16 protein-coding genes are annotated in these 22,067 nt (G+C 45.6%); 15 read left to right on the plus strand and 1 reads right to left on the minus strand.

Annotated elements, in window-relative coordinates; translation table 11 throughout:
* Positions 1-199: 199 nt before the first annotated feature.
* From TX85_RS02925 to TX85_RS02950, 5 genes are all read left to right on the plus strand, one after another.
* Positions 200-1,861: a S1C family serine protease gene (locus TX85_RS02925; protein ID WP_049894765.1), complete on the plus strand. Its 1,662-nt coding sequence runs from the start codon at positions 200-202 to the stop codon at positions 1,859-1,861.
* A 320-nt stretch (positions 1,862-2,181) separates the two neighbouring features.
* Positions 2,182-2,874: a response regulator transcription factor gene (locus TX85_RS02935; RefSeq protein ID WP_044477650.1), complete on the plus strand. Its 693-nt coding sequence runs from the start codon at positions 2,182-2,184 to the stop codon at positions 2,872-2,874.
* A 2-nt stretch (positions 2,875-2,876) separates the two neighbouring features.
* Positions 2,877-4,334 carry a sensor histidine kinase gene (locus TX85_RS02940; RefSeq protein ID WP_044477651.1) on the plus strand — a complete coding sequence of 486 codons (1,458 nt, stop codon included), beginning with the start codon at positions 2,877-2,879 and terminating at the stop codon, positions 4,332-4,334.
* A 77-nt stretch (positions 4,335-4,411) separates the two neighbouring features.
* On the plus strand, positions 4,412-5,365 hold the full coding sequence (locus TX85_RS02945; protein ID WP_044477652.1) for a 4-hydroxy-3-methylbut-2-enyl diphosphate reductase: 954 nt from the start codon (positions 4,412-4,414) through the stop codon (positions 5,363-5,365).
* A gap of 147 nt (positions 5,366-5,512) precedes the next feature.
* Positions 5,513-6,658, plus strand: a complete 1,146-nt coding sequence (locus TX85_RS02950; RefSeq protein ID WP_049894766.1) for an InlB B-repeat-containing protein — start codon at positions 5,513-5,515, stop codon at positions 6,656-6,658.
* Between the two features lie 65 nt (positions 6,659-6,723).
* Here TX85_RS02950 and TX85_RS02955 read toward each other — a convergent pair whose 3' ends face one another.
* Positions 6,724-7,521 (minus strand): LacI family DNA-binding transcriptional regulator, encoded by a 798-nt coding sequence (locus TX85_RS02955; protein ID WP_044477653.1) that lies wholly within the window; start codon positions 7,519-7,521, stop codon positions 6,724-6,726.
* A 66-nt stretch (positions 7,522-7,587) separates the two neighbouring features.
* Between TX85_RS02955 and TX85_RS02960 the strand changes: the two genes are divergently transcribed.
* The 10 genes from TX85_RS02960 (at position 7,588) to TX85_RS25690 (ending at position 22,054) form a co-directional block, all read left to right on the plus strand.
* The gene (locus tag TX85_RS02960; RefSeq protein WP_044477654.1) at positions 7,588-9,285 is read left to right on the plus strand and encodes a glycoside hydrolase family 13 protein; all 1,698 of its coding nucleotides are present in this window, start codon (positions 7,588-7,590) and stop codon (positions 9,283-9,285) included.
* Between the two features lie 14 nt (positions 9,286-9,299).
* On the plus strand, positions 9,300-10,763 hold the full coding sequence (locus TX85_RS02965) for a sugar ABC transporter substrate-binding protein (protein ID WP_049894767.1): 1,464 nt from the start codon (positions 9,300-9,302) through the stop codon (positions 10,761-10,763).
* 15 nt (positions 10,764-10,778) lie between these two features.
* On the plus strand, positions 10,779-12,071 hold the full coding sequence (locus TX85_RS02970) for a carbohydrate ABC transporter permease (protein WP_081671724.1): 1,293 nt from the start codon (positions 10,779-10,781) through the stop codon (positions 12,069-12,071).
* A complete protein-coding gene (locus TX85_RS02975) occupies positions 12,068-12,904 on the plus strand; it encodes a sugar ABC transporter permease (protein WP_044477656.1) in 837 nt (278 codons plus the stop codon). Before TX85_RS02970 ends, TX85_RS02975 begins: the two co-directional genes overlap by 4 nt.
* 169 nt (positions 12,905-13,073) lie before the next feature.
* Positions 13,074-13,952: a CAP domain-containing protein gene (locus TX85_RS27225; RefSeq protein WP_071784153.1), complete on the plus strand. Its 879-nt coding sequence runs from the start codon at positions 13,074-13,076 to the stop codon at positions 13,950-13,952.
* Between the two features lie 326 nt (positions 13,953-14,278).
* Entirely contained in the window at positions 14,279-15,238 is a 960-nt protein-coding gene (locus tag TX85_RS02985) for a stalk domain-containing protein (RefSeq protein ID WP_044477658.1), read from the plus strand.
* A 184-nt stretch (positions 15,239-15,422) separates the two neighbouring features.
* Entirely contained in the window at positions 15,423-18,530 is a 3,108-nt protein-coding gene (locus tag TX85_RS02990) for a DUF5704 domain-containing protein (protein WP_233500592.1), read from the plus strand.
* A 192-nt stretch (positions 18,531-18,722) separates the two neighbouring features.
* Entirely contained in the window at positions 18,723-19,766 is a 1,044-nt protein-coding gene (gene aroF / locus TX85_RS02995) for a 3-deoxy-7-phosphoheptulonate synthase (RefSeq protein ID WP_044477659.1), read from the plus strand.
* A 235-nt stretch (positions 19,767-20,001) separates the two neighbouring features.
* Positions 20,002-21,426, plus strand: a complete 1,425-nt coding sequence (gene glnA, locus TX85_RS03000; protein WP_044477660.1) for a type I glutamate--ammonia ligase — start codon at positions 20,002-20,004, stop codon at positions 21,424-21,426.
* 199 nt (positions 21,427-21,625) lie between these two features.
* The gene (locus TX85_RS25690; RefSeq protein WP_392391807.1) at positions 21,626-22,054 is read left to right on the plus strand and encodes a copper homeostasis protein CutC; all 429 of its coding nucleotides are present in this window, start codon (positions 21,626-21,628) and stop codon (positions 22,052-22,054) included.
* Positions 22,055-22,067 lie beyond the last annotated feature (13 nt).

Below are 22,067 nucleotides of genomic sequence, written 5' to 3' on the forward strand. Positions count from 1 at the left end.
CCTTCTTCGGGTTCTCACAACCTTCTCGGTGCTGAAAAGCTGACTTTTTGAACACGTTCTTTAATAAGAACTTTTCAGCACTCATTCGCTTTTATCTCCTTTTTAATTGTTTTTAAGGTATGTTTAAGGTTTATAGTACAAAATAAGATCAAGAAAACAAGTTACCCCTGCGGCAATCAGGGGAAGGAGGGCAAGCGACATGAATGACGAAAAATACAAATCCGGTCAACCTTTCGGGGACGACAGCCAACATAACGATATGAATGAGCAAGCAGAACCCAAGAAAGAAACCCAAGGCTCCTACTATTACTCCTACGGTCCCTTCCAATCCTACGGAAGCGAGAAGCGCGAGAACCCGCTGGATTCGATTCTCGAGCAGCAACGTGAGGCGGAGGATGTAGAGATCACGAGACCGCAACCGGTTCGTCCGATTCCTTCTATGCAAGAGGAGGTTCGCCGGACAGACGGGCTGGGCAGTTTCGGTAATCAGGGAGGCGGAAGCAGCAGCACTCCTCCTGGGAAGCATTCGGGAAATTGGCAGTTCAATGCCAAGGCTCCGAAGAAGACGTCCTTTAAATCGATCGCGGCAAGCGTGCTTGCCGGTATGCTGATTATGACCGGCGGCATGATCTATGCAGACCGGACGAATCTGTTCACGGGTGATCAGGCCTCGGTACCGGCGTCGGCACCGCAGTCTGCAGCACAAAGCGCAGGAAGCGGAAGCTCATCCTCTTCGCAAGCAACACAAGCTTCTTATACGATCACCAATCCTGGCGATGTTACGAATGTAGTGAATCAGGCCGGGCCAGCAGTGGTAAAAATCGAGACCCTGGTAAGCTCCAGCAAACAAAGGTCAAACACCAGCCCATATGGCAGCAACGATCCGTTCTACCGTTTCTTCTTCGGGGATGATTACTACGGAGGCAGTCAAGACAATGACTCAGGCAGCCAAGGTAACGGCTCGGGAAGCCAGGGCGGCTCTTCGGATCAACTGGTGCCGACGGGGATTGGCTCCGGCTTTATTTTTGAAAATACAGGCTATATCTTGACCAACGAACATGTGGTTCATAATGCGGATGTAGTACAGGTTACGGTACAGGGAACCGAGAAGCCTTATGAAGCCAAGGTACTAGGCACGAGCTATGAATTGGACCTGGCAGTCTTAAAGATTGAAGGAGACGACAGCTTCCCTTCGATTCCGCTTGCTAATTCTGATGATGCTTCGGTGGGCGAATGGCTGGTTGCGATCGGGAACCCGCAGGGCTTTGACCATACGGTTACTACCGGGGTGCTGAGCGCCAAGGAACGGAGCATTACGATTGCAGGAGAAAACGGTGAAAAAAATCGTGAATACGAACACCTGCTGCAAACGGATGCTTCGATTAACCCAGGGAACTCGGGTGGTCCGCTGCTCAATCTGAGCGGTGAGGTCGTCGGCATCAATGTGGCTGTCAGCTCGGATGCTCAAGGGATCGGCTTCGCCATTCCTACCAGCACCATTACTGAAGTATTGGATAAATTGAAGAATAACGAGGAGATTCCGCAAAAACCTGTACCGTTCATTGGAGCAACGCTGATGACGATGACGGATGAGGTTGCAAGACAAATGGGAACCGATGTGAAGGAAGGCTCTGTCGTATCGGATATCGTCTACAAATCGCCGGCTTATCTTGCGGACCTGCGTCCTTATGATATTATAACGGGAGCGGATGGTAAGAGCTTTGCGACCAAGGAATCTCTGATTGAATACATTCAGAGTCAAGAGGTCGGCACGGAGGTTACGTTTAACGTTGTGAGAGATGACCGCAAACTGGATTTGAAGATCACGATTGGCAACAAGAATGATTTTAACCTGGAGTAATGTAAAGGATTAAATGGGCGGCAGGCGGAAGCCTGCCGCTTTTAAAGGTTGTTCAAAAAGTCAGCTTTTGATCACGAAGTGTTCCAAGGGGTTGACTCGACGTCGAATCTTGCGCTCACCCTCGAAGTCCGAGCGGATGCTTACGAGGTATGCTTCCTTTGGAAGCATTTTGCTCATGTAGGTGCTGCCTACACTCCGTTCCTCCTTCTTCAGGTTCTCGCAACCTTCTTGGTGCTGAAAAGCTGACTTTTTGAACACGCACTTTTAGCGATGATCTGATAAAATAGTTGTATTGAACAAGAGGTTAAGGGGAGATAAGCATGAGATCGTCCATTCTGGTCATAGATGATGATGAGAAGATTACCTCCATGCTGCGGCGCGGGCTTGCCTTTGAGGGATATGATGTGCATACGGCCCGTAATGGGGCAGAGGGCTTGTCCACGGTCATGGCTGCAGATCCGGATCTGATTATCCTGGATGTCATGATGCCGCAGATGGATGGCTTCGAGGTATGCCGCAGGCTTCGCGAGGGGGGCAGCTCGGTGCCTGTACTGATGCTGACGGCCAAGGATGAAGTGGAGAACCGGGTAAAGGGCCTGGATACAGGAGCGGACGATTATCTCGTTAAGCCGTTTGCGCTGGAGGAGCTTCTGGCCCGGGTGCGCGCACTGCTGCGGCGTAAGGAGACGAAGCCGGATGAGACCGCCGGACAGCGTCTCGCCTTCGAGGATATCATTATGGACATGGATTCCCGGGAAGTGCTGAGAGGGGGCCGGCGCCTGGAATTGACGGCGAAGGAGTTCGATCTGCTGCATCTGTTCATGCAGAACCCGAAGCGTCTATTGACCCGGGATTTGATTATGGATAAAATATGGGGCTACGATTATAGCGGCGAGTCGAATGTGTTGGAGGTTTATATTGCCATGCTGCGGCAAAAGACAGAGGAATATGGCGGCAAGCGCCTTATTCAGACCATCCGCGGCGCGGGTTATATTTTGAGAGGGGATTCCTAGGCATGTCTATAAAATGGCGGCTGACCGCATGGTATACGAGCATTCTGGCCGTTATGCTGGTGTTGTTTGGAGCTTCAATCTACGGCTTTGTCCGTTTTTATACGTATGGAGAGGTAAAGAATCGGCTGGTTGAACAGGCGGAGCGCATTGTGAACTCACAGAACTTCAGCCTTACGCAGGGACTTGACTTCTATCTGGAGCCGTCCCAGGCTCAGCGGCTTGAGGATGCGCAGCTGTATGTTCAGATTCATAATTATACGAGTGGAAATTCGCGATTCTCACGCAATATGCTGGATCGGGAGCTGGTATTCCCTGTTCCTGAGGTAAATTCAGCTTCTGATAGCAATGGCTTTCAGAATATGACGATAAGCGGCTATTCTTTTATCCTGTACCAGGTTCCGATCCATTTGAACGGTAAGGTCATTGGTCTTGTGCAATTGGGTGCCTATACGGGGGCGGAGGACCGGCTGCTGGAGCGGATGAAATCGATTCTGTTTATCGGCGGATTAATCTCGGTTGTGCTGGCCAGTACATTCGGATTGTTCCTTGCCCGCAAATCCATGGAACCGATCGGCAAGGTGATCGAGGCGGCAAACGGCATTCAGACCGGCAATGATCTTAGTGTGCGGATTGATTATGAGGGGCCGCATGATGAGATCGGCGGTCTGATCGGGACTGTCAATTCGATGCTGGGGCGGATGGAAGGCTTCTATAATGATTTGGATGAGGCTTATTCCACGCAGCGCAGATTTGTCTCGGATGCTTCTCATGAATTGAGAACCCCCTTGACCACGATTCGCGGAAATGTGGATTTGCTCAAAAAGATATGGCAATCCGAGGAGGAAGAGACGTCTGGCATGGATGCTGAGGCCATTCGGAAGCTGTCACTCGAAGCGGTTACTGATATTGCCGGGGAGTCCGAGCGAATGAGCAGATTGGTCAATGATATGCTGTCACTGGCCCGGGCGGATGCAGGGCAGATTATGGCGAAGGAAATGCTGCCGCTTGAACCGCTTGTGGAGGAAGTGATTCGGCGTGCGCAGTTCCTCCCAAGGAATGCAACCTGGATTCAAGGTGATATGAGTATGCTTGGGGCCGTCTCGGTAAATGGAAACAAGGATTATTTGCAGCAAATGTTATTTATTTTTATAGAGAATGCCTTTAAATATACACCTTCCGGCAGTGTGACGATGGATGCGATACGGGCAGATGAGCAGATCGGCTTGCGGATTTCAGATACGGGCATTGGCATGGACCGAAGCGAGGTGCCGCATATCTTTGAGCGCTTCTATAGGGCGGATCCTTCCCGTGGAGTAACTCCGGGCACGGGCTTGGGATTATCGATTGCCAAGTGGATTATTGATGAGCATGAGGGGTCCGTGGAAGTGCTCACCCGCCTTGGGGAGGGCACGACATTTGTGATCTGGCTTCCGGCCGTCTTTCACGCTCTTCCAGAATAAGCTATAATGGAGAGGCTTCAAGGCCTCTCTCTTTTATTACGGAGAAGAAGGTACAATAAGCAAGGAGGTTAGGAATCATGGAAGTCTTAAAAATCTCGCCGCGCGGCTATTGTTACGGAGTTGTCGATGCTATGGTGCTCGCCAGACAAGCAGCCAAGAATCTCGATTTGCCGCGCCCGATCTATATACTCGGCATGATTGTGCACAATAGTCATGTCACCCAATCCTTCGAGGATGAAGGCATTATTACGCTGGATGGCCCGAATCGGATGGAAATTCTAAGTCAGGTTACCAAGGGAACGGTAATCTTTACCGCACACGGTGTATCGCCTGAAGTGCGCAAGCTGGCACGGGATAAGGGATTGACTACCGTGGATGCGACTTGTCCCGATGTGACCAAGACGCATGTTCTGATCGAAGAGAAGGTAGCCGACGGATACGAGATCATTTATATCGGCAAAAAGGGCCACCCCGAGCCGGAAGGCGCAGTAGGAGCCGCCCCTGGAAAGGTACACTTGATCGAGAAGGAAGAAGAAATCGAGGCGCTGGAGGTTCATGCGGATCGGATTGTTATTACCAACCAGACCACGATGAGTCAGTGGGATATTAAGCATATTATGAAAAAGCTGCTTGAAAAATATCCGAGCGCCGAAGTGCACAACGAGATCTGTATGGCAACTCAGGTTCGTCAAGAGGCGGTAGCGGAGCAAGCAGGACAGGCGGATCTGGTCATTGTGGTCGGAGACCCGCGAAGCAATAACTCCAATCGGCTGGCTCAGGTGTCCGAGGAGATTGCCGGCGTCAAGGCTTACCGGATTGCGGATGTTACCGAGCTGAAGCTGGAGTGGCTCCAGGGCATCGAGAAAGTGGCAGTTACTTCGGGTGCTTCGACACCTACACCGATCACCAAGGAAGTGATTACTTTCCTGGAGCAATATGATCCGAATGATTCAGCAACCTGGGAGATCGTGCGGACTGTAAATATGTCGAAGCTCCTGCCTCCTGTAAAAGCAACTACGAAGAAAGAATGACCGGGCAAAAATAGAATTGACATAAAATAAAGAGCATAGTAAAATCTGCTTAAACAGTTAAGCAACAATGAAATAGGCGTCTTTTACTTAGACGCCATTTATTTTAAACTTTGCTTAACCGGTTAACCAAGAATGGAGGTATAAAGTATGAGAAAAAGTAGAGCTATATTGATGGTAATACTTTCGATTTTTGTAAGCGTTTTATTGTTAACTGCTTGCGGCAACTCAAACTCAGCTACAGAACCCGCTGTATCAGAAGAAAACATAGAAAAAAGTCTATATACAGTAACTTTCTATGATATGGACGGAAGCACAGAATTATCGAAAGAAGAAGTTAAGGAGAATGAATTAGTAAGCGAATATACCCCAAATAAAGATAGCTTTAGGTTCATGGGCTGGTATGCAACACCTTCTTTAACCCATAAATATGACTTTAGCACACCAGTAACTGAGGATATGGAACTGTTTGCAGGCTTTTTAGAAGATAAGGAAGATACAAGGAGTTTTGCTATTGTTGGAAGCGGTAAGAGTCCGGTACTCGTCACCTCCAACTGGGGAACTGTGATTGATGACAATCATATTCTAACCAAGGAACCGGATGAGAACGTTTACTCCATAAGCCTGGACTTGTATGAAGGAGATGAATTCCAGTTAGCGACGAATACTTCTTGGTTTAACCAAAGGGGGGCTGGCTATTTAACAACTTCAAGTAAGGATGGAGTCGAATACTTTTCAGGCTCTGCAGGTAATTATCAATCCAGCGAAGCTAAAAAAGCTAATATTAAATGTCTTAAATCCGGCAACTATACCCTCAAGCTGACTACATATCCTGGTGCCGATGTCTATGATACCGAGAATAGTGAATACACCGAAGGAACGAAAGAAAATTTTAACTCAAATCCCTATGACACCATTGAGTGGGTTTATAACGGAGAACCAAAGGACGCGATAGCAGAGGTGACAACCTACTATTATATTAAGAGTTCCATTACGACTGGCTGGAATGATGTTTATGAGGATGAATACAGATTCAAAGAAATAGACGGACTGCCTGCTTTAACAATTCAGCTAGCTGAGAAAGAAGAATTTTTATTTACTTCCACAGTCAAAAGCGGTGATACAGAAGGCGTAGGCAATGAGTATGTAAAATTCAGCAATATTAAGGACGAAAATTCACTTGAATTTGTTGAAGGCAGTCCCAGTGATAATATCATCGCAAAGGCAGCGGGGATCTATACCTTTATCTATGACCCGGCAACGAAGGAACTGACAGTAAGCTTTAAGACAAAATAAAAAACAGGCCGGCGTATATGTTGCAAAAAGCTGCCCTATGCTTACGGCAGCTTTTTGCAAAATGATTATACGAATTGGGTGTGTTCCATATCAGGAATGCGATTAATGGCTAACTCTATGCAGCGATAGACCCTTTCCATTTTTGAGTGTAAGTCAAAAGGAAGATAGCAGCAATTATCTTTTCCTGCCATAAGATCATTCAGAGCATTCTGATTATATACAACATTTTGATTAGAAATCTCTGAAAGATCATTTGAATTTTTTACAAATTTGACCTCACGGAAAGTATCGCAGATAAAAGACTTTAGCAGCTCATTGTTTGGTGTTAGACATATATAGGAATAATTGTCAGTTCCAAAATGGGTATCCGCATTTTTCTTTAGCAGCTTATAATCGCTGCAAATTTGAAAGAACCAGGGAATATCGATTAAGCAGTCAATGGCAATTACCGGAACAAGGTTTTTATCCCCGATCCGAAGGAAAAAATCAAGTGTGGCGTCAAAACATAAAATAGCATCTACATGATTTAAATTTGTAATTTCCTTATGATCTTGGATAATCAGATGATATCCGTGCTGTGTCGAAGCCTCAGATAATCCTTCAATCAAAAGCAATTGCTCGGAACGTTTTAGCAGAGAAGTCTCAGGCATCATGTAAAGAGCGATATTATAGGTTTTGCTCGTAGACAGAGACCTCGCCGAGGAATTTGGTTTATAGTCCAACAGATTGACGATCTGCAAAACCTTTTTCCTTGTTTCTTCACTGATTCGTTGATCCGTGCGGTTATTAATCACATATGAAACTGTGGCTACCGAGACACCTGCCTGCTTAGCGATGTCCTTTATCGTAATTTTTTTATCCATGACTTAGTTATATACTTTATTAGCATTTTTGTGAATATGCGAAAAAACACAAAGGGAATTGATACCATGAATAAACAAGCTATATTACATATACCTGAATCAAAATTCTGTTATCCCATCAATCAAAATACAATCATATTACGTTTGCGTATGGATAAAGAAGATGAGATAGACCGCGTTGAGGTAGTATACGGCTGCAAATATAAGTACCACTCGGAACAAAAAACTGCCGCGATGAAAGAAAAATATAAGGATGATTTATTTAAATATTACGAAATAGAACTCGAGCTGGAAGATGTTAGACTCTCCTATGTGTTTAAAATATGGAGGAATCAGAAAACGTACTATTTTTCAGAAGACGGGCTCACTTCATCCTATGATTTTAAATTGTCCTATTACAATTCCTTTCAGCTGCCTTATATCAACAAGAGTGATATCCATGAAGTAGTAGAGTGGATGCGGGGCGCCGTGTTTTATGAGATTTTTATTGACCGCTTTCATCAAGGGTTGATCCATAAAGATGCGGATTATATCAATCTGGAATGGGGCGGGATACCCAATCCCAAGAGCTTTACTGGCGGGGATATTCCTGGCATTACGCAAAAGCTGGATTATCTGAAAGAGCTTGGGGTCAATGGCATCTATTTAACTCCCGTATTCGAGTCCATATCTAACCATAAATACGATATATCCAATTATAAAAAAATTGACCGGCATTTTGGAACCAACGAGGATTTTTATAAGCTCGTGAACGAGGCTCATCGACGAGGTATGAAGATCGTACTCGATGCGGTATTCAATCACTGCAGTGATCTGCTGCCACAATTTCAGGATGTGCTTGAAAAAGGAAGAGAATCAGCTTATTTTGATTGGTTTATGATTGATGGCGACAGAATTGATACCCAAAACATCAATTATGAAATGTTCGGTTACAGTGAATATATGCCAAAGCTCAATACCAATAACACAGAGGTGCAAGAATTTCTAGTGGATATCGCTCTCTTCTGGATCAAGGAATACGATATCGACGGTTGGCGCCTAGATGTATCGGATGAGGTTTCTCATCAGTTTTGGAGAAGGTTGAGAGAAGCAGTTAAGAAGGTTAAGCCAGAGTGTGTAATTATCGGGGAGAACTGGCACGATGCTAATGCATTTTTACAGGGAGATCAGTATGACAGCATCATGAATTATGCCTTTACCAAAGCCTGCCTGGATTATTATGCTTTCCAGACTGTTAATGCACAGGGGTTTGCTGAAAAGCTAAATCATTTGTTAATGAGAAATAGCGGGCAGGTTAACGCTATGATGCTGAATCTTTTGGATTCTCACGATACGGACCGTTTCTTTACCTCTGTAAATAAGAATAAGGACCGCTTACTTTCAGCCATTGCCGTTATGTGTGTATATGTGGGGGCACCCTGCATTTATTATGGTACGGAATTATATCTTGAGGGGGGATATGATCCGGATAACAGGCGGTGTTTTGATTGGGATGAATCGCGCTGGGATCTTCCATTTATGCAGAAAATAAAGAATCTGTTGTCATTAAAGCAGAAGCCCGAATTACAAAAGGGAGAGATTTGTATTTCGTATGATGAGAATCTGTGCTATATCATTCGAACCTTTGAAAATAGTGAAATTACATTAATTCTGAACCAATCCGGAAAAACGGTACCCATAAGGCCAACAGGAACAATACTGGCTCAAAATAAATTGCTGGAATGCAACTTGTTAACGGATGGATTTGTAGTTTACGAAAATTAAAGGAGTGGATGTTCATGAAGAGATTTTTCGGAATTTTACTAGTAGTCTTGTTAACTGTAGGACAACTGACGGGCTGTGGACCAACGGAAGCTGTGAATGAAAAGGATCCGTCTGCTCAGACGGATGCTTTAACATCCATTTACAACGGTGAGTTGGAAAGAAATGTTACACTTCGTATCCTTGAGAACGATACAGCTATTGAACAGGGATATTTTAAACAGCTAATTGACGCTTTCAATGAGAAGTATAAGGATTACGGGATTGTGGCTGTGGATGCTAATATGGATCAGCGCAGTAATCTGGCGGATGACGGACCTTATGGATATGGACCGGATGTATTGTATCAGGCCAATGATTCCATTATGAAATATGTAGAGGGTAAACATATTTACCCCATTCCTGCAGAGTCTTTGGAGCACTATTCCCAGATTCCGGAGCATGCATGGGATGCCTATAAGTCCGAGGTTGACGGCAAAGCCTATTATATGGGCGTTCCTGTAAATGTTCAGACCTCCATGTTATTTTATCGCAAGGATATGCTTCCTAAAGACTGGGAAACAAATTGGGACAAGAACAAGAATAAGGTGCCGGATATGGTAGAAAACTGGAATGATTTATATAAATACTCCAAATCGATCGTTGAATCAGGTACGGGAAAGTATGGTTATATGCGTTCATTATATGACGTGTATTTTTCATCCGGCTTCTTGTTCTCTTATGGAGGTTATATCTTTGGAAATCAGAATACGAACCCGGAAGAAGTCGGATTATCTGCAGGTAATGCCGAGGTTGGAGCGAATGTTCTGCTGCAGCTTGCTTCTGTAATGAATGAAGAGAGTATAGATGATTCCATCACCGTAAACGGCTATAGCAAAATTGCAGATGGTACTTATTTCGCGATGATGACTACACCGGATGTGTATTCCTTATTTATTAAAGAACTGACATTGGAATATGAAAAAAAAGGTATGGGTACGGAGAGTGCTAAAGCATTAGCCGAAGAAAATCTGGTCGTGACCGGACTGCCCCTGCTGCCAGCAAGCGGTGATTTAACGGAAGAAAACCCGGAACTAATTCCTCTAAAGGCTATGGGAGGTATTAATGGTTATGCCATAAGCGCTTATACCAAAGCACCCAATGCCAGCCTTGCTTTTGTGGAATTTGCCACAAGTTACGAGATGATCATGAAAAGACAGGAGCTATTAGGAAGTATACCGGCGCATTCCGACGCTGCTAAAGCAACGGGAGGAGTCTCGGAAATTGTATTCAATAACTTAAGTGAAGGAAACATTGTAGTCATGCCATCCATTACGGAAATGGTGCAGGTATGGTCACCGGCAGAGACATTCTTTACGGACCTAGCCAAAGATGCTTTTCGTACATCCGATAAAAAATATACTTCATTAGAAGAATTAAAGAATGGGTTGAAGGTTGTAGATCAGCAAATTTATGATGCAATCCACACGCTTTCTAATTGAGGTGTATATATGAATATGTTTACCAGAAAAATAGGCAAAAATGTTATAGCCAGTATATGTCTTATGGGCCTGGGACAGTTGATGTATGGTCAAATTGGAAAGGGTCTGTTATACCTTGCCATACTTGCCTGTGGAGTTCTCTATGCTGCTCTTCGCGGTTTTTCTGACTTGGCAGGTTTTTTCACCTTAGGAACCAAGGAAAAGGATGCCTGGTTTGGCATTGAAGGAGATAACTCCGTTGTAATGCTGCTTATGGGGATTCTTTTCATAGCAGCAATCATGCTATTTATTAGCCTCTACCTTTCAAACATCCGAGATGCCTATGAAACCCAAATTCTCGTGGAAAAGGGAGGGAAGCCAAGAACCTTTCTGGAAGATGTGAAAAAGCTGCTGGATGAAAAGTTTTACAAGACAGCTCTGTTTCTGCCCGTTATCGGTGTATCTATATTCAGCATACTGCCTATTGTATTTATGATTGCCGTTGCATTTACTAATTATGGCGGTAATATTGTTCCTCCAAAACTGGTCGATTGGGTGGGCTTCAAAAATTTTATTCAGATTGCAACCCTCTCAAAATTTGCGCCAACCTTTGGAAAGATACTTAACTGGAACCTGCTTTGGGCGGTAAGCTCCACATTTCTAAATTATTTTGCAGGTCTTGGGCTTGCCCTGCTTCTTAATAAGAAGTGTGTACGAGGAACAATTATATGGAGGGCATTTCCTATCTTGGCCTATGCCATTCCCGGATTTATAACCCTGCTTGGTTTTCGCTTTATGTTTTCTTATGGAGGACCTATTAACCAAATCATTATGGACATGGGGTATAGGGCCATCGGGTTTTTGGATATCGATGCTAAATGGATGGCAAGGCTTATTGGCTTACTGGTAAACGCATGGATCACGGTGCCTTCTATTATGCTGTTGGCCACGGGTATACTAACGAACGTTGATGTTGACCAGTTAGAGGCGGCTAAGATTGACGGTGCGAAACGGTGGAAGCAATTCACAAAAATCGTATTCCCTTTTGTTTTGTTCTCCACGACGCCGGTAATCATCGGTCAGTTTATTGGAAATTTCAATAATTTCGGTATCTTCTTCTTCCTCCGTGGCGGGTTATATATGGATGGATATTTCTTGGCAAGTGATACGGACTTGTTAATTAACTGGCTATATAATCTATCCATTAATAACAACTACTACAATATAGGCGCGGCAATCAGCTTGGTCATCTTCCTTATCACCTCTATGATCTCACTGCTTGTCTATGTTAAATCGCCATCTTATAAAGAGGAGGATATTTACCGATGAAAAAATACAACTTTCTTCGTGTGGCAGATTCCGTTATTACTCATACCGCACTAATTGTAGTTTCATTGATTTTCCTCTTTCCTTGTCTATGGTTAATTTTGGCGTCTTTTAGTAAATCGGGATCCATCTATACCTACAAGGGCTTTTTTCCCAGCGGTTATAGTCTGGATACCTTTAAAACCTTATTTACGGATACAGCTATGTATAATTATCCTCAGTGGTTTATGAATACGTTGCAGATTGCGGTGTTCAGCAGCTTGATTGGTACTTTTCTTGTTATATTGACGGCATATACGATGTCCAGATTTCAATTTAAGAGCCGGAAGAAAATCATGAAAGGAACGCTGATCCTTGGGATGTTTCCCTCTTTTATGGGAATGATCGCTGTATATATTATCATGACCCAATTCGGACTCATAAATAATTTATGGGGTGTCATTCTCATTTACAGCTCCAGCGCACCGATGGGCTATTTAACCCAAAAAGGTTTTTTTGATACCGTACCTTACTCCATTGATGAAGCAGCTAGAATTGACGGGGCGACGAATTTACAGATCTTCTTAAAAATCAATCTGCCTTTGTCCCAGCCGATGATCGTATATACCGCACTTACAAGCTTTACGTTCCCATGGAGCGATTTTATATTGCCAAAGCTATTATTGAAGGAAAAGGATCTCTATACCGTAGCGGTAGGTCTGATGAATCTCGGTGAGACTGAATTTTCAAGATTTGCAGCAGGATCTGTTTTTATAGCTGTACCTATCGTTATTTTGTACTTCATCCTGATTCGGTATATGATACATGGTATGACCGCCGGTGCGGTGAAGGGATAATTCAACACCGCGATTCGTAAACTATTTATTTTAAGCCGTCCTGTCCGTCTTGCAGGGCGGCTTTCTTTTTCCAGAATTTAAGGGGCTTGTTTCTCTCTCCGGTCATGTTATACTAGGAAAGAAGAAAAGTTACAGATTTGTAACTAATCAGCACTTTCAAGGAGATGACATGATGAGAACAACAGGAATGAAGAAATACTTGCTTACTGGCGGTTTGTCGGCCATTCTGACGGCTAGTCTTGTCCTGCCAGCTTCAGCGGCACCGGATTATAAAGACACGTCCAACAGATCGAATGAGAATCAGTCAGCCGCTTGTTATTCCATAACGTGGTCGAAGAATGCTAAGCCGTCCATCGTGTGGGGCAACAATGGGGAGAAGCAGGCTATCCCTTATGATTCCCTAAAGCTTCAATCTGATCTGGAAGGATTTAGCAAATGGTGGAACTGGAATTTAGGAGACTCCGGTAATATTGGTAATACAGATAACTCGGGTAACACTGATAATACTGGTAACACCAATAACTCTAGTAACACCAATAACTCTAGTAACACCAATAACTCTAGTAACACCAATAACTCTAATAACTCAGGAAACACCGGAAACTCCGGAAATTTAGGGAATTCCGATAACTCAGGCACAACGAACCAAGGCAACTCTGGATTGACTGCTGCCGATAAATCGCAGTTTGCTTCAGAGGTCATTAAGCTTGTGAATCAGGAGCGCGCCAAACAAGGATTGCAGCCGCTCACTGGGGATTCGGCACTGAACAACATGGCTTTAGTGAAGGCCAAGGATATGAACGATAATAACTATTTTAGCCACACATCACCAACCTACGGTTCTCCGTTTGAAATGATGAAGTCGTTCGGTATCAGCTATAGATATGCAGGCGAGAACATTGCCATGGGACAGAAGACACCGGCGGAGGTTGTCAATGCCTGGATGAACAGTGAAGGCCACCGTGCTAATATTTTGAGCGCCAACTTTACACTTATCGGTGTTGGATACTATAATGGCTACTGGGCACAGGAGTTTGTCGGCAGATAATAATAAATAGTTGAAATAGTTTACGAGTTTTACTTATATGGTATATAATGGAATAGGTGAAGCACACCCTTATGTTCGCGCAAGTGAATGATAGAGGTGTGCTTTTTTATATCAATGAGGTATTGGGTGAAAAATGATTAATTACGAGGAGGAGAAGTGATGGAGTGATGTGGATGTTCGGTAAAGGCTCTGATGGGGCGTACATACTAAAGGCGTAAGGAATACGCAAGGACATCAATGTATTTTTCTAATGCAAGATTATTGCTGTGAATGAAATGCGGCTCTCATCTTATTGTTTACAAAACCTAGAAAGAGGTAACTCTCAAATGGAAGGACAAGTGATTGTTGTGAAAAAAATGGTTGTATCCATTTTGGTTGCTGCTTTGTTGTTACCTGGTGTAGGAACAGTTTCGGCTGCTTCTAGCGATTATGAGATTCCTAAAGTGAAAAACATGTCTATCGAAGTATTGGTGGATGCTAGAAGAGTAGCTTTCCCTGACGAAAAGCCGCAAATTAACAACGGAACTACATTTGTTCCACTTCGCTTCGTATCAGATAAGTTGGGTGGAGCCCTGGATTTGAAGGGAAAGGACATTACGATTGTTAAGGGTGAGCGGACGATTAAGCTCACAATTGGGGCTAAAACGGCAACGGTAAACGGCAAACCAGTTACTCTGGAGAAGGCTTCGTTTGCAAAAAATGGTCGAACGTTGGTTCCGCTCCGCTTTGTCAGTGAAGCACTCGGAGAAAATGTGAAGTGGGATGCACCGAATCAATATATCTGGATTGGCAGCGCCGAGGTTCCTACGCTGGAGGAAATTAGTGAACCAGTGTCGATTGAACCTTATTTAAAATTCTATAAACAAGCTGATCATTTGATTGATTTGGGATATAAAAAACTTGATCAGGTGAGAGTTTTAAGTAAGGATGATTTTCCTGTGAAGTTTGAGAGACAGACTATGTATCGTATTGATTACGCGGTTATGAGTAATGGATTGGAATACATGCGTTCTGTTTCTGACAGTAAGGGATTGATTGGTTCGGGGATTGTTCTTCTTCAAGAGAATGAACCAGCGAAGCTTCGTGGAGAGGTCTCTTACTTGCGTGATCGTGTGGATGGTTTTCCAGATTATCGTGTTAAGTATCACAAGATTATCGCTGGTAAGGATCGAGACGTTCTTGGAATTGAAGATTATGAAAAAATACGTTTGAAGGATCTTGATTACATTGGATTGGCGCTGGATGCAGATTCCATAGTGCTTATTAAAAATGACTTTACAAAATAAGTTGATGAAAAAGATAAGTAGAATAAGGATGCTCAAATGGCTGTTTGGAGTCTGTTGTTTTCTTCTGTTAGTGAGCATACCATTAATTACATTTGCGGCTTCAAATTCCGACTTTGCTAATAGCCACATCACACCTTATCGAGATCCAGCAGGTATCCAAAACAAGCGATATGCGGTTGGCTTCATGTCTTTTGAAGTATGGACAAATGGATCGGGGCAATGGATTACCAAAAAGCCAGGAGACTCCATTAGCGGAGCGGACGGGCTGAATCATCGTTATACCTTCTCATTTCCAGGGAGAACTGTAGAAGACGTCCAAGTTAAAATATTCGTAGCTGGAGATCCCAAGCATATTGAATATTTCAGTAATTCACGACAAGGGGACTATTATACATTAAATCCATACTTTGCAACGGTAAATTCAGTTAGTTCGCCAGGAAACCTATCCGGAAAAGGGACGAGCAGTGTTTCTTTTGACCTCAGTATAAACGGGAGACTGAGTTCTCCCGACGTATACGACATTGTGGATCAAGAACATAATCCTGGGGATTTTTCTCCTAATCTAAGAGCTTATCGCTATTACTTTCCGGTTCTTTTTGAATTTACTCTAAGTGGGCTTCTGGAGATCAGTTACTTTACGGAGAGCGGTCAGAACCTGAGTGCGCTAGAGCCAGAAACCTTTAAATTCACTCAAATCCCGATGAAAGTTGGGCAATCCTATCCTGGCGCACCGCCTTCTTCGGCGAATTATGAGTATGTGGGGTACCGAAAAAGCACTACAGGAAATGACCCTACAGGAGCTATTACTAAATCTCCGTTACCGACATTTACCTATGAGGGTTCCTATGACAGTTATAAGCTACACATATTCTATAAGCCTAAAGATGGGCCGCCGCCTGATCCTGGTGGTGGAGGCGAATGCACCGACCCGACCCCAACCGGACAAGCGATTGAAATGCCATTAACCTCGCCTGATCCTAGCGCAGTAATAAAGGCTGATAGCCGTGGCAGTGAGCGTTTCAATGTCTTGGATGGGATTCCTACTACCGAGAGCTTGTATGGGAATGTGCTGGCTAAGAGCTATCTCCACAAGAACAAATTTGCGCAGTATAGCGGCAAGTGTACCTTTAATATTGAAGTGAGTCGGGAATACACCTTGACGTGGGACCCGAAGAAGACAGAAACCGGCCCTGATGGAAAAGAGAGAGAGGTGCCTGATCCGCAGGAAGACACCGAGACGCTTACTCAAACGCACACCATTGAAAGGGAATATTCGTTCTGGACCATCGAGAATCTGGAGGTTTACAAAATTGATGAGGCCAAGCTCTGGAACTATGCTTTTAATGGCGGCGGCATCACCATACCACCAAGCGGGTATTCGCCTCCGGTATTTTCTAGTTCAGAGACACATGGGTTTACGCCGCCAAGTCCTCCTGCTTCGATAGATGCTCCGCCTGGATCTAAGTCGGGAGGAAAAGATCGTCCTGATTTGTCCGGCGAGGATTTAAAATCATTTGCGGAAGCGGAAGTCGATCCTGTTAAGGTGAAGAATGATACTCTTACCTTCAATGGCAGCACTATTATGAATGGTTCGGAAACTTCTCGAGCCGGCCCAACGCCGTCACAAATTCCAATCTCTCCGGCTATTGGTGGGAATGTCCTGTATAGTCCTGGTAATGTGATACCTACAAGCAAAACGAATAAGGCGAATCAGCCGAGCACGGGAACGATCTATTACGGTTTGATGAGCGGAAATATAAACGGCGGTTCGAATCAGAGCTATCCGATTTACGGAATCAACTCTATCACAGTTCATACCCCGGTGGTGATGTATGCGAGTATCTCTGATGATGCCGAGCACAATCAGAAGACTGTGCCTGCAGCGGGAAGATCCGCACTTATTCTGGAACGCTCTTTCACGGTATCACTGCCGAATAGCGGACAGCATCAAAGCTATTTGGGATACGGCTACAATAACTATTTAAAGTACATAGGCAGCAAGCAGATCCGCTTTCCGTTTGATGTGTATGGAGGAGCGAATCAGCAGCAATTTATTCCAAAGCATACTTGGATCGAGGTTGAAAAGGAAAAGGAGAGCTTCGTGTTCTATCTCCCGGTATGGGTAGATGAAGGCTTCTATGAGGTCGAGATGCGGACGATCGCCCATAATGCGCCTACCGATGCGACTGGCCAGAGCAAGGCCAATCTGGAGGTGCAGCACCACATTGCGGAGGACCGCGTTGCTGTCGATGTCATCGGTCGTCTGTATGATCTCCGGATTACGGATATCGCAGACTATAACTGGGAAAGCGTATTTCGACAGAATGCAGGCTCAGCGCTTCCGACCGGAGTATCCTACTGGGTCGGCATGAATGGAATTGACGGGGCCTCCCGAGGGCTTGAACAGAAATACACACTTCCTGTTGCCCCCGGCAGCCATCCGCTCTATAACAACGCAGCTGTAAAGACAGGGTATCACTTTAAATTCGAGCTGAAGACCAAAGGCAATATGTTTGGACTGCAGGACCGGATTCGAATCACTCCCAGCTTCTATTTTGTGAACAGCAAGAGCGGGCAGAGACAACCTGTTGATCTTTACTATCATGCCGGAAATAACCGTTTCGTGAAAGTTGGTTCATCAGCCGATCAGCTTCAGCGATATGTCGTCCTGAATGATCGCTTGCGCAATGTGCCGGTTCAGGAGCTTACGGATACTGCCTTGTACAAATATGATCATGACTATACCTTCGCCCAAATTTCGGGGATTAGCCGCCAGAAATATATTGAGAACTACATTAACAAATACAGTATGCAAAAGACACAGGTAGGCGGTCTCAGCCTGATGGAGTTGAACGAGCGTATCCGTACCTTCATCGGACCTAAGAGCGGGATTCCAGCAGGTGTGGACGCTGCCAGGGCGAATGCCTCGATCCAGAAGTGGTATGGAGAATACAGTCTCCCTGCTGCCGTATACGCCGTAGCTAAAGGCTTCATTCCCGCAGAGTATGGAAGAACGCATCAAGGGCTGACAGATAGCTCGCCGATCTTTTTAAAGGATGGTTATATCGTAGTGAACTTCAATCTGGAGACGATCCGGGAGGGGATTAGCAGTCAGCCGCATTTGCAATACATCCGTGCGCCTCTGATGAACCAATGGACACAGATGGAAGGATTCCTGCGAGCCACCCAGGACCCCTATGGCCGATCATTTGCAGTGATGGATGGGGATGTATTATTCTATGAAGCGGATCAATCCAGTCAGGATGATTTCCGCTCGATGGTCATTCATTGAGGCAGACCCGGAGCAACCCGATATCTATCGGTATGTTCCGGGTTCTTTTTGCTGATTAGGCTTGACGAAACAGGAATAAATCGCTATAGTTACTTTAGCAATTAAAAGCTTGAAAGCGAACAAGCGTCTAAGTACAACAGTTATGAATTGCATAAATAGATGCCGCCAAGTCAAATGGAGAGGATGAGCAAAATGATCGTTATTACATCGAATCAAACACCGGAGGAACGCGTACAGGAGATTATTTCCGTAATTGAAAAAGAGGGACTGCAAGTACATGTGTCCAGAGGAACCGATCATACGGTAATCGGCTTGATCGGATCCATTCAGCCGCAGCTGGCAGAGCACTTGCGTCAGATGAAGGGCGTTGAAAATGTCATTAAAATTACAAAATCCTATAAACTGGCTAGCCGGGACTTCCATCCGGAGAATACGGTTATTCAGATCGGCGATGTTCGCATTGGCGGCGGGGATCTTGTCGTCATGGGCGGTCCTTGTGCCGTAGAATCACCAGAGCAGATCGATGAGATTGCAAGACTGGTTAAGGCGGCAGGCGGACAGGTATTGCGCGGAGGCGCCTTCAAGCCTCGCACAGGTCCGTACAGCTTCCAGGGAATCGGTGTTGAAGGTCTTGTAATGATGGCGGAAGCCGGTAAAAAGCATGGGCTGCTGACGATTACCGAGGTCATGACGCCAGAGTACGTGGATGTCTGTGCCGAGTATGCGGATATTCTGCAGGTGGGCACACGCAACATGCAGAACTTTGATCTGCTTCGCAAGCTGGGAGAGTGCGGCAAGCCGGTGCTGCTCAAGCGGGGCTTCAGCGCGACCTATGATGAATTCCTGAATGCAGCCGAGTACATTCTGGCCGGCGGGAATCCCAATGTGATGCTCTGTGAACGGGGAATCCGGACCTTTGAGACATATACTCGTAACACGCTGGATCTGTCGGCAATTCCGGTGCTTCAAAGCTTGAGCCATCTTCCTGTCATCTCTGACCCGAGCCATGGTACGGGACGCCGGGAATTGGTTGAACCGATGACCAAGGCTTCTGTTGCAGCAGGAGCGGATGGGCTCATCATTGAAATGCATACCGATCCGGATAATTCCATGACAGGGGATGGTGTCCAGTCGCTCTTCCCGGATCAATTTGCAGGTCTGTTGCGTGATCTTGAGAAGCTGGCGCCAATCGTCGGCAAGCGTTTCGAGACGCCTAAGGAGACCGTTCAAATCTGATCAAAATACCAATGTTTTCAAGCCCCTTCGGCCTTTGCCGCCAAGGGGCTTTATACTTTTTGTGCACAAGTTTGTACTGTGTGTTACAAAACCTAACATAACGCATAAAAATACCTTACATGACTATTGACGGTTTTTTCTCCGGGTTCTATAATGACGACAGAATAAACAAAAAAGGATGAACGTTAAACCGGAAGTGAAGATTTAATGTTCGTGATTTGGGGAGGAAGACAGTATGTCATTAGAGTTGGTAATGAAAACAATTCAAGAAAAGCAAATTGAATGGGTCGATTTTCGTTTTGTTGACTTGTCCGGTCGCGCGCACCACATAACCGTTCCGGCGAAAGAGGTTGACGAGGATACATTTGTGAATGGTGTAGCTTTTGACGGCTCCTCGATTCCGGGGTTCCGTGGAATTGAAGAATCCGATATGGTCATGATGCCAGATCATGGCGCTGTATTCGTAGATCCATTTACCGCACATCCGACATTGAACGTATTCTGTGATATTTTTACTCCGGACGGAGACAGATATGAGAGAGATCCGCGGAGCGTAGCGGTACGTGCGGAAGAATACCTCAAGGCAAGCGGAGTAGGCACAGCAGCATACTTTGCGCCGGAATCTGAATTCTTTATCTTTGACGACGTTCGATATGACAGCAAAATAAATACGACCTTCTACTCGGTCGATTCCGAGGAAGCGATCTGGAATACGGGCCGTACAGAGGAAGGCGGCAATCTTGGCAACAAAATTCCTGTTAAAGGCGGTTATGTACCGGTTGCTCCAATGGACAAACAGCAGGACATCCGCAGCGAAATGTGCCGTTTGCTTGATGAAGCAGGCATCCGCGTGGAGCGTCACCACCATGAAGTAGCAACTGCGGGGCAGGCTGAGATTAACTTCCGGTTCGATACATTGCTAAAAACGGCAGACAATCTGCTGGTCTACAAATATATCGTGCATAACACGGCCGCTCAATTCGGCAAGACGGCAACCTTCATGCCTAAGCCGCTGTTCGGAGACAATGGCAGCGGAATGCATGTGCACCAATCGATCTTCAACGGGGACATCCCATTGTTCTACGAGAAAGGTGCTTATGCCAATCTGAGTGAAACCGCACTGCATTATATCGGCGGAATTCTGCATCATGCTCCGGCGATCATTGCCTTTACTAACCCTAGCACCAACTCTTACAAGCGCCTGGTTCCCGGATATGAGGCTCCGGTCAACCTGGTATTCTCCAAGGGGAACCGTTCTGCGGCAGTCCGGATTCCGGTTGCAGCAGTAACTCCTAAGGGCTGCCGCATCGAGTTCCGTACGCCGGACTCCACGGCAAATCCATACCTTGCCTTCTCTGCTATGCTGATGGCTGGCCTGGATGGGATCAAGAAGAAGATCGACCCGAGAAAAGAAGGCTACGGTCCTTATGATAAGAACATTTATGAATTGTCCCGGGCTGAGAAAGCCGAAATCCGCAGTGTGCCGGGCTCCCTGGATGAAGCGCTTGACGCGCTCGAAGCGGATTATGAATTTTTGACAGAGGGCGGCGTATTCACGAAGGCATTTATCGATAACTTCATTGAAATGAAACGCGGCGAAGCAAGAGCAGTAGGCATTCGCGTCCATCCTTACGAATTCGGTCTTTACTACGATCTGTAGGTCGGTATGAACCAAGGAATTTTCACATTAGCAGGTTAGCCTGTTGAACAAGAAGAAATAGCCGTGTCAGGGAGTGATCCCTGCACGGCTATTTCGTTTGTACAGAGCAGTTCAAGAAACGGTTCAAGGTTTACTTGTGGCAAGCGGGTAGCCAGATTCAGTATAATGAGAGGATGAATTCAGGACAGGAGGTCAAGGTATGATATTGGAGGTTATTGCAACCTGTGCGGAGGATGCGGTCGTGGCGGAAGCGCATGGGGCGGACCGGCTGGAATTGGTGACGGCCGTAACGGAAGGCGGGCTGACACCGGGTATAGGCTTGGTGCGTCAGGTTGTGAAGTCGGTCAATATTCCGGTTCATGTGATGGTTCGGCCACATAGCCGCTCCTTCCTGTACAGTGAAGCGGATATACGGACGATGGAGGAAGAGGCTCGCGCAATAGAAGATGCGGGGGCGGCGGGTATTGTGTTTGGAGCCTTAACAGCAGATCGCAGGATCGATGAGGCTGCCTTGGCAAGGATATTGGCAGCATCAGGGGGCATGAATGTTACGTTTCACCGTGCCTTTGACGAGCTAGCCAGCCTCCCTCAAGGCCTGCATACCTTACTGCGACGTACCCCCGGGTGACGGCCGGGTATTA

The organism is Paenibacillus antibioticophila (genome assembly GCF_000455265.1).
GTDB lineage: Bacteria > Bacillota > Bacilli > Paenibacillales > Paenibacillaceae > Fontibacillus > Fontibacillus antibioticophila.

Excerpts from the sequence above, each read along its gene's own strand:
- TX85_RS02925 (WP_049894765.1), top strand. The coding sequence starts at position 200 with ATGAATGACGAAAAATACAAATCCGGTCAACCTTTCGGGGACGACAGC.
- TX85_RS02935 (WP_044477650.1), top strand. The coding sequence starts at position 2,182 with ATGAGATCGTCCATTCTGGTCATAGATGATGATGAGAAGATTACCTCC.
- TX85_RS02940 (WP_044477651.1), top strand. The coding sequence starts at position 2,877 with ATGTCTATAAAATGGCGGCTGACCGCATGGTATACGAGCATTCTGGCC.
- TX85_RS02945 (WP_044477652.1), top strand. The coding sequence starts at position 4,412 with ATGGAAGTCTTAAAAATCTCGCCGCGCGGCTATTGTTACGGAGTTGTC.
- TX85_RS02950 (WP_049894766.1), top strand. The coding sequence starts at position 5,513 with ATGAGAAAAAGTAGAGCTATATTGATGGTAATACTTTCGATTTTTGTA.
- TX85_RS02955 (WP_044477653.1), bottom strand. The coding sequence starts at position 7,521 with ATGGATAAAAAAATTACGATAAAGGACATCGCTAAGCAGGCAGGTGTC.
- TX85_RS02960 (WP_044477654.1), top strand. The coding sequence starts at position 7,588 with ATGAATAAACAAGCTATATTACATATACCTGAATCAAAATTCTGTTAT.
- TX85_RS02965 (WP_049894767.1), top strand. The coding sequence starts at position 9,300 with ATGAAGAGATTTTTCGGAATTTTACTAGTAGTCTTGTTAACTGTAGGA.
- TX85_RS02970 (WP_081671724.1), top strand. The coding sequence starts at position 10,779 with ATGTTTACCAGAAAAATAGGCAAAAATGTTATAGCCAGTATATGTCTT.
- TX85_RS02975 (WP_044477656.1), top strand. The coding sequence starts at position 12,068 with ATGAAAAAATACAACTTTCTTCGTGTGGCAGATTCCGTTATTACTCAT.
- TX85_RS27225 (WP_071784153.1), top strand. The coding sequence starts at position 13,074 with ATGATGAGAACAACAGGAATGAAGAAATACTTGCTTACTGGCGGTTTG.
- TX85_RS02985 (WP_044477658.1), top strand. The coding sequence starts at position 14,279 with ATGGAAGGACAAGTGATTGTTGTGAAAAAAATGGTTGTATCCATTTTG.
- TX85_RS02990 (WP_233500592.1), top strand. The coding sequence starts at position 15,423 with ATGTCTTTTGAAGTATGGACAAATGGATCGGGGCAATGGATTACCAAA.
- aroF (WP_044477659.1), top strand. The coding sequence starts at position 18,723 with ATGATCGTTATTACATCGAATCAAACACCGGAGGAACGCGTACAGGAG.
- glnA (WP_044477660.1), top strand. The coding sequence starts at position 20,002 with ATGTCATTAGAGTTGGTAATGAAAACAATTCAAGAAAAGCAAATTGAA.
- TX85_RS25690 (WP_392391807.1), top strand. The coding sequence starts at position 21,626 with ATGATATTGGAGGTTATTGCAACCTGTGCGGAGGATGCGGTCGTGGCG.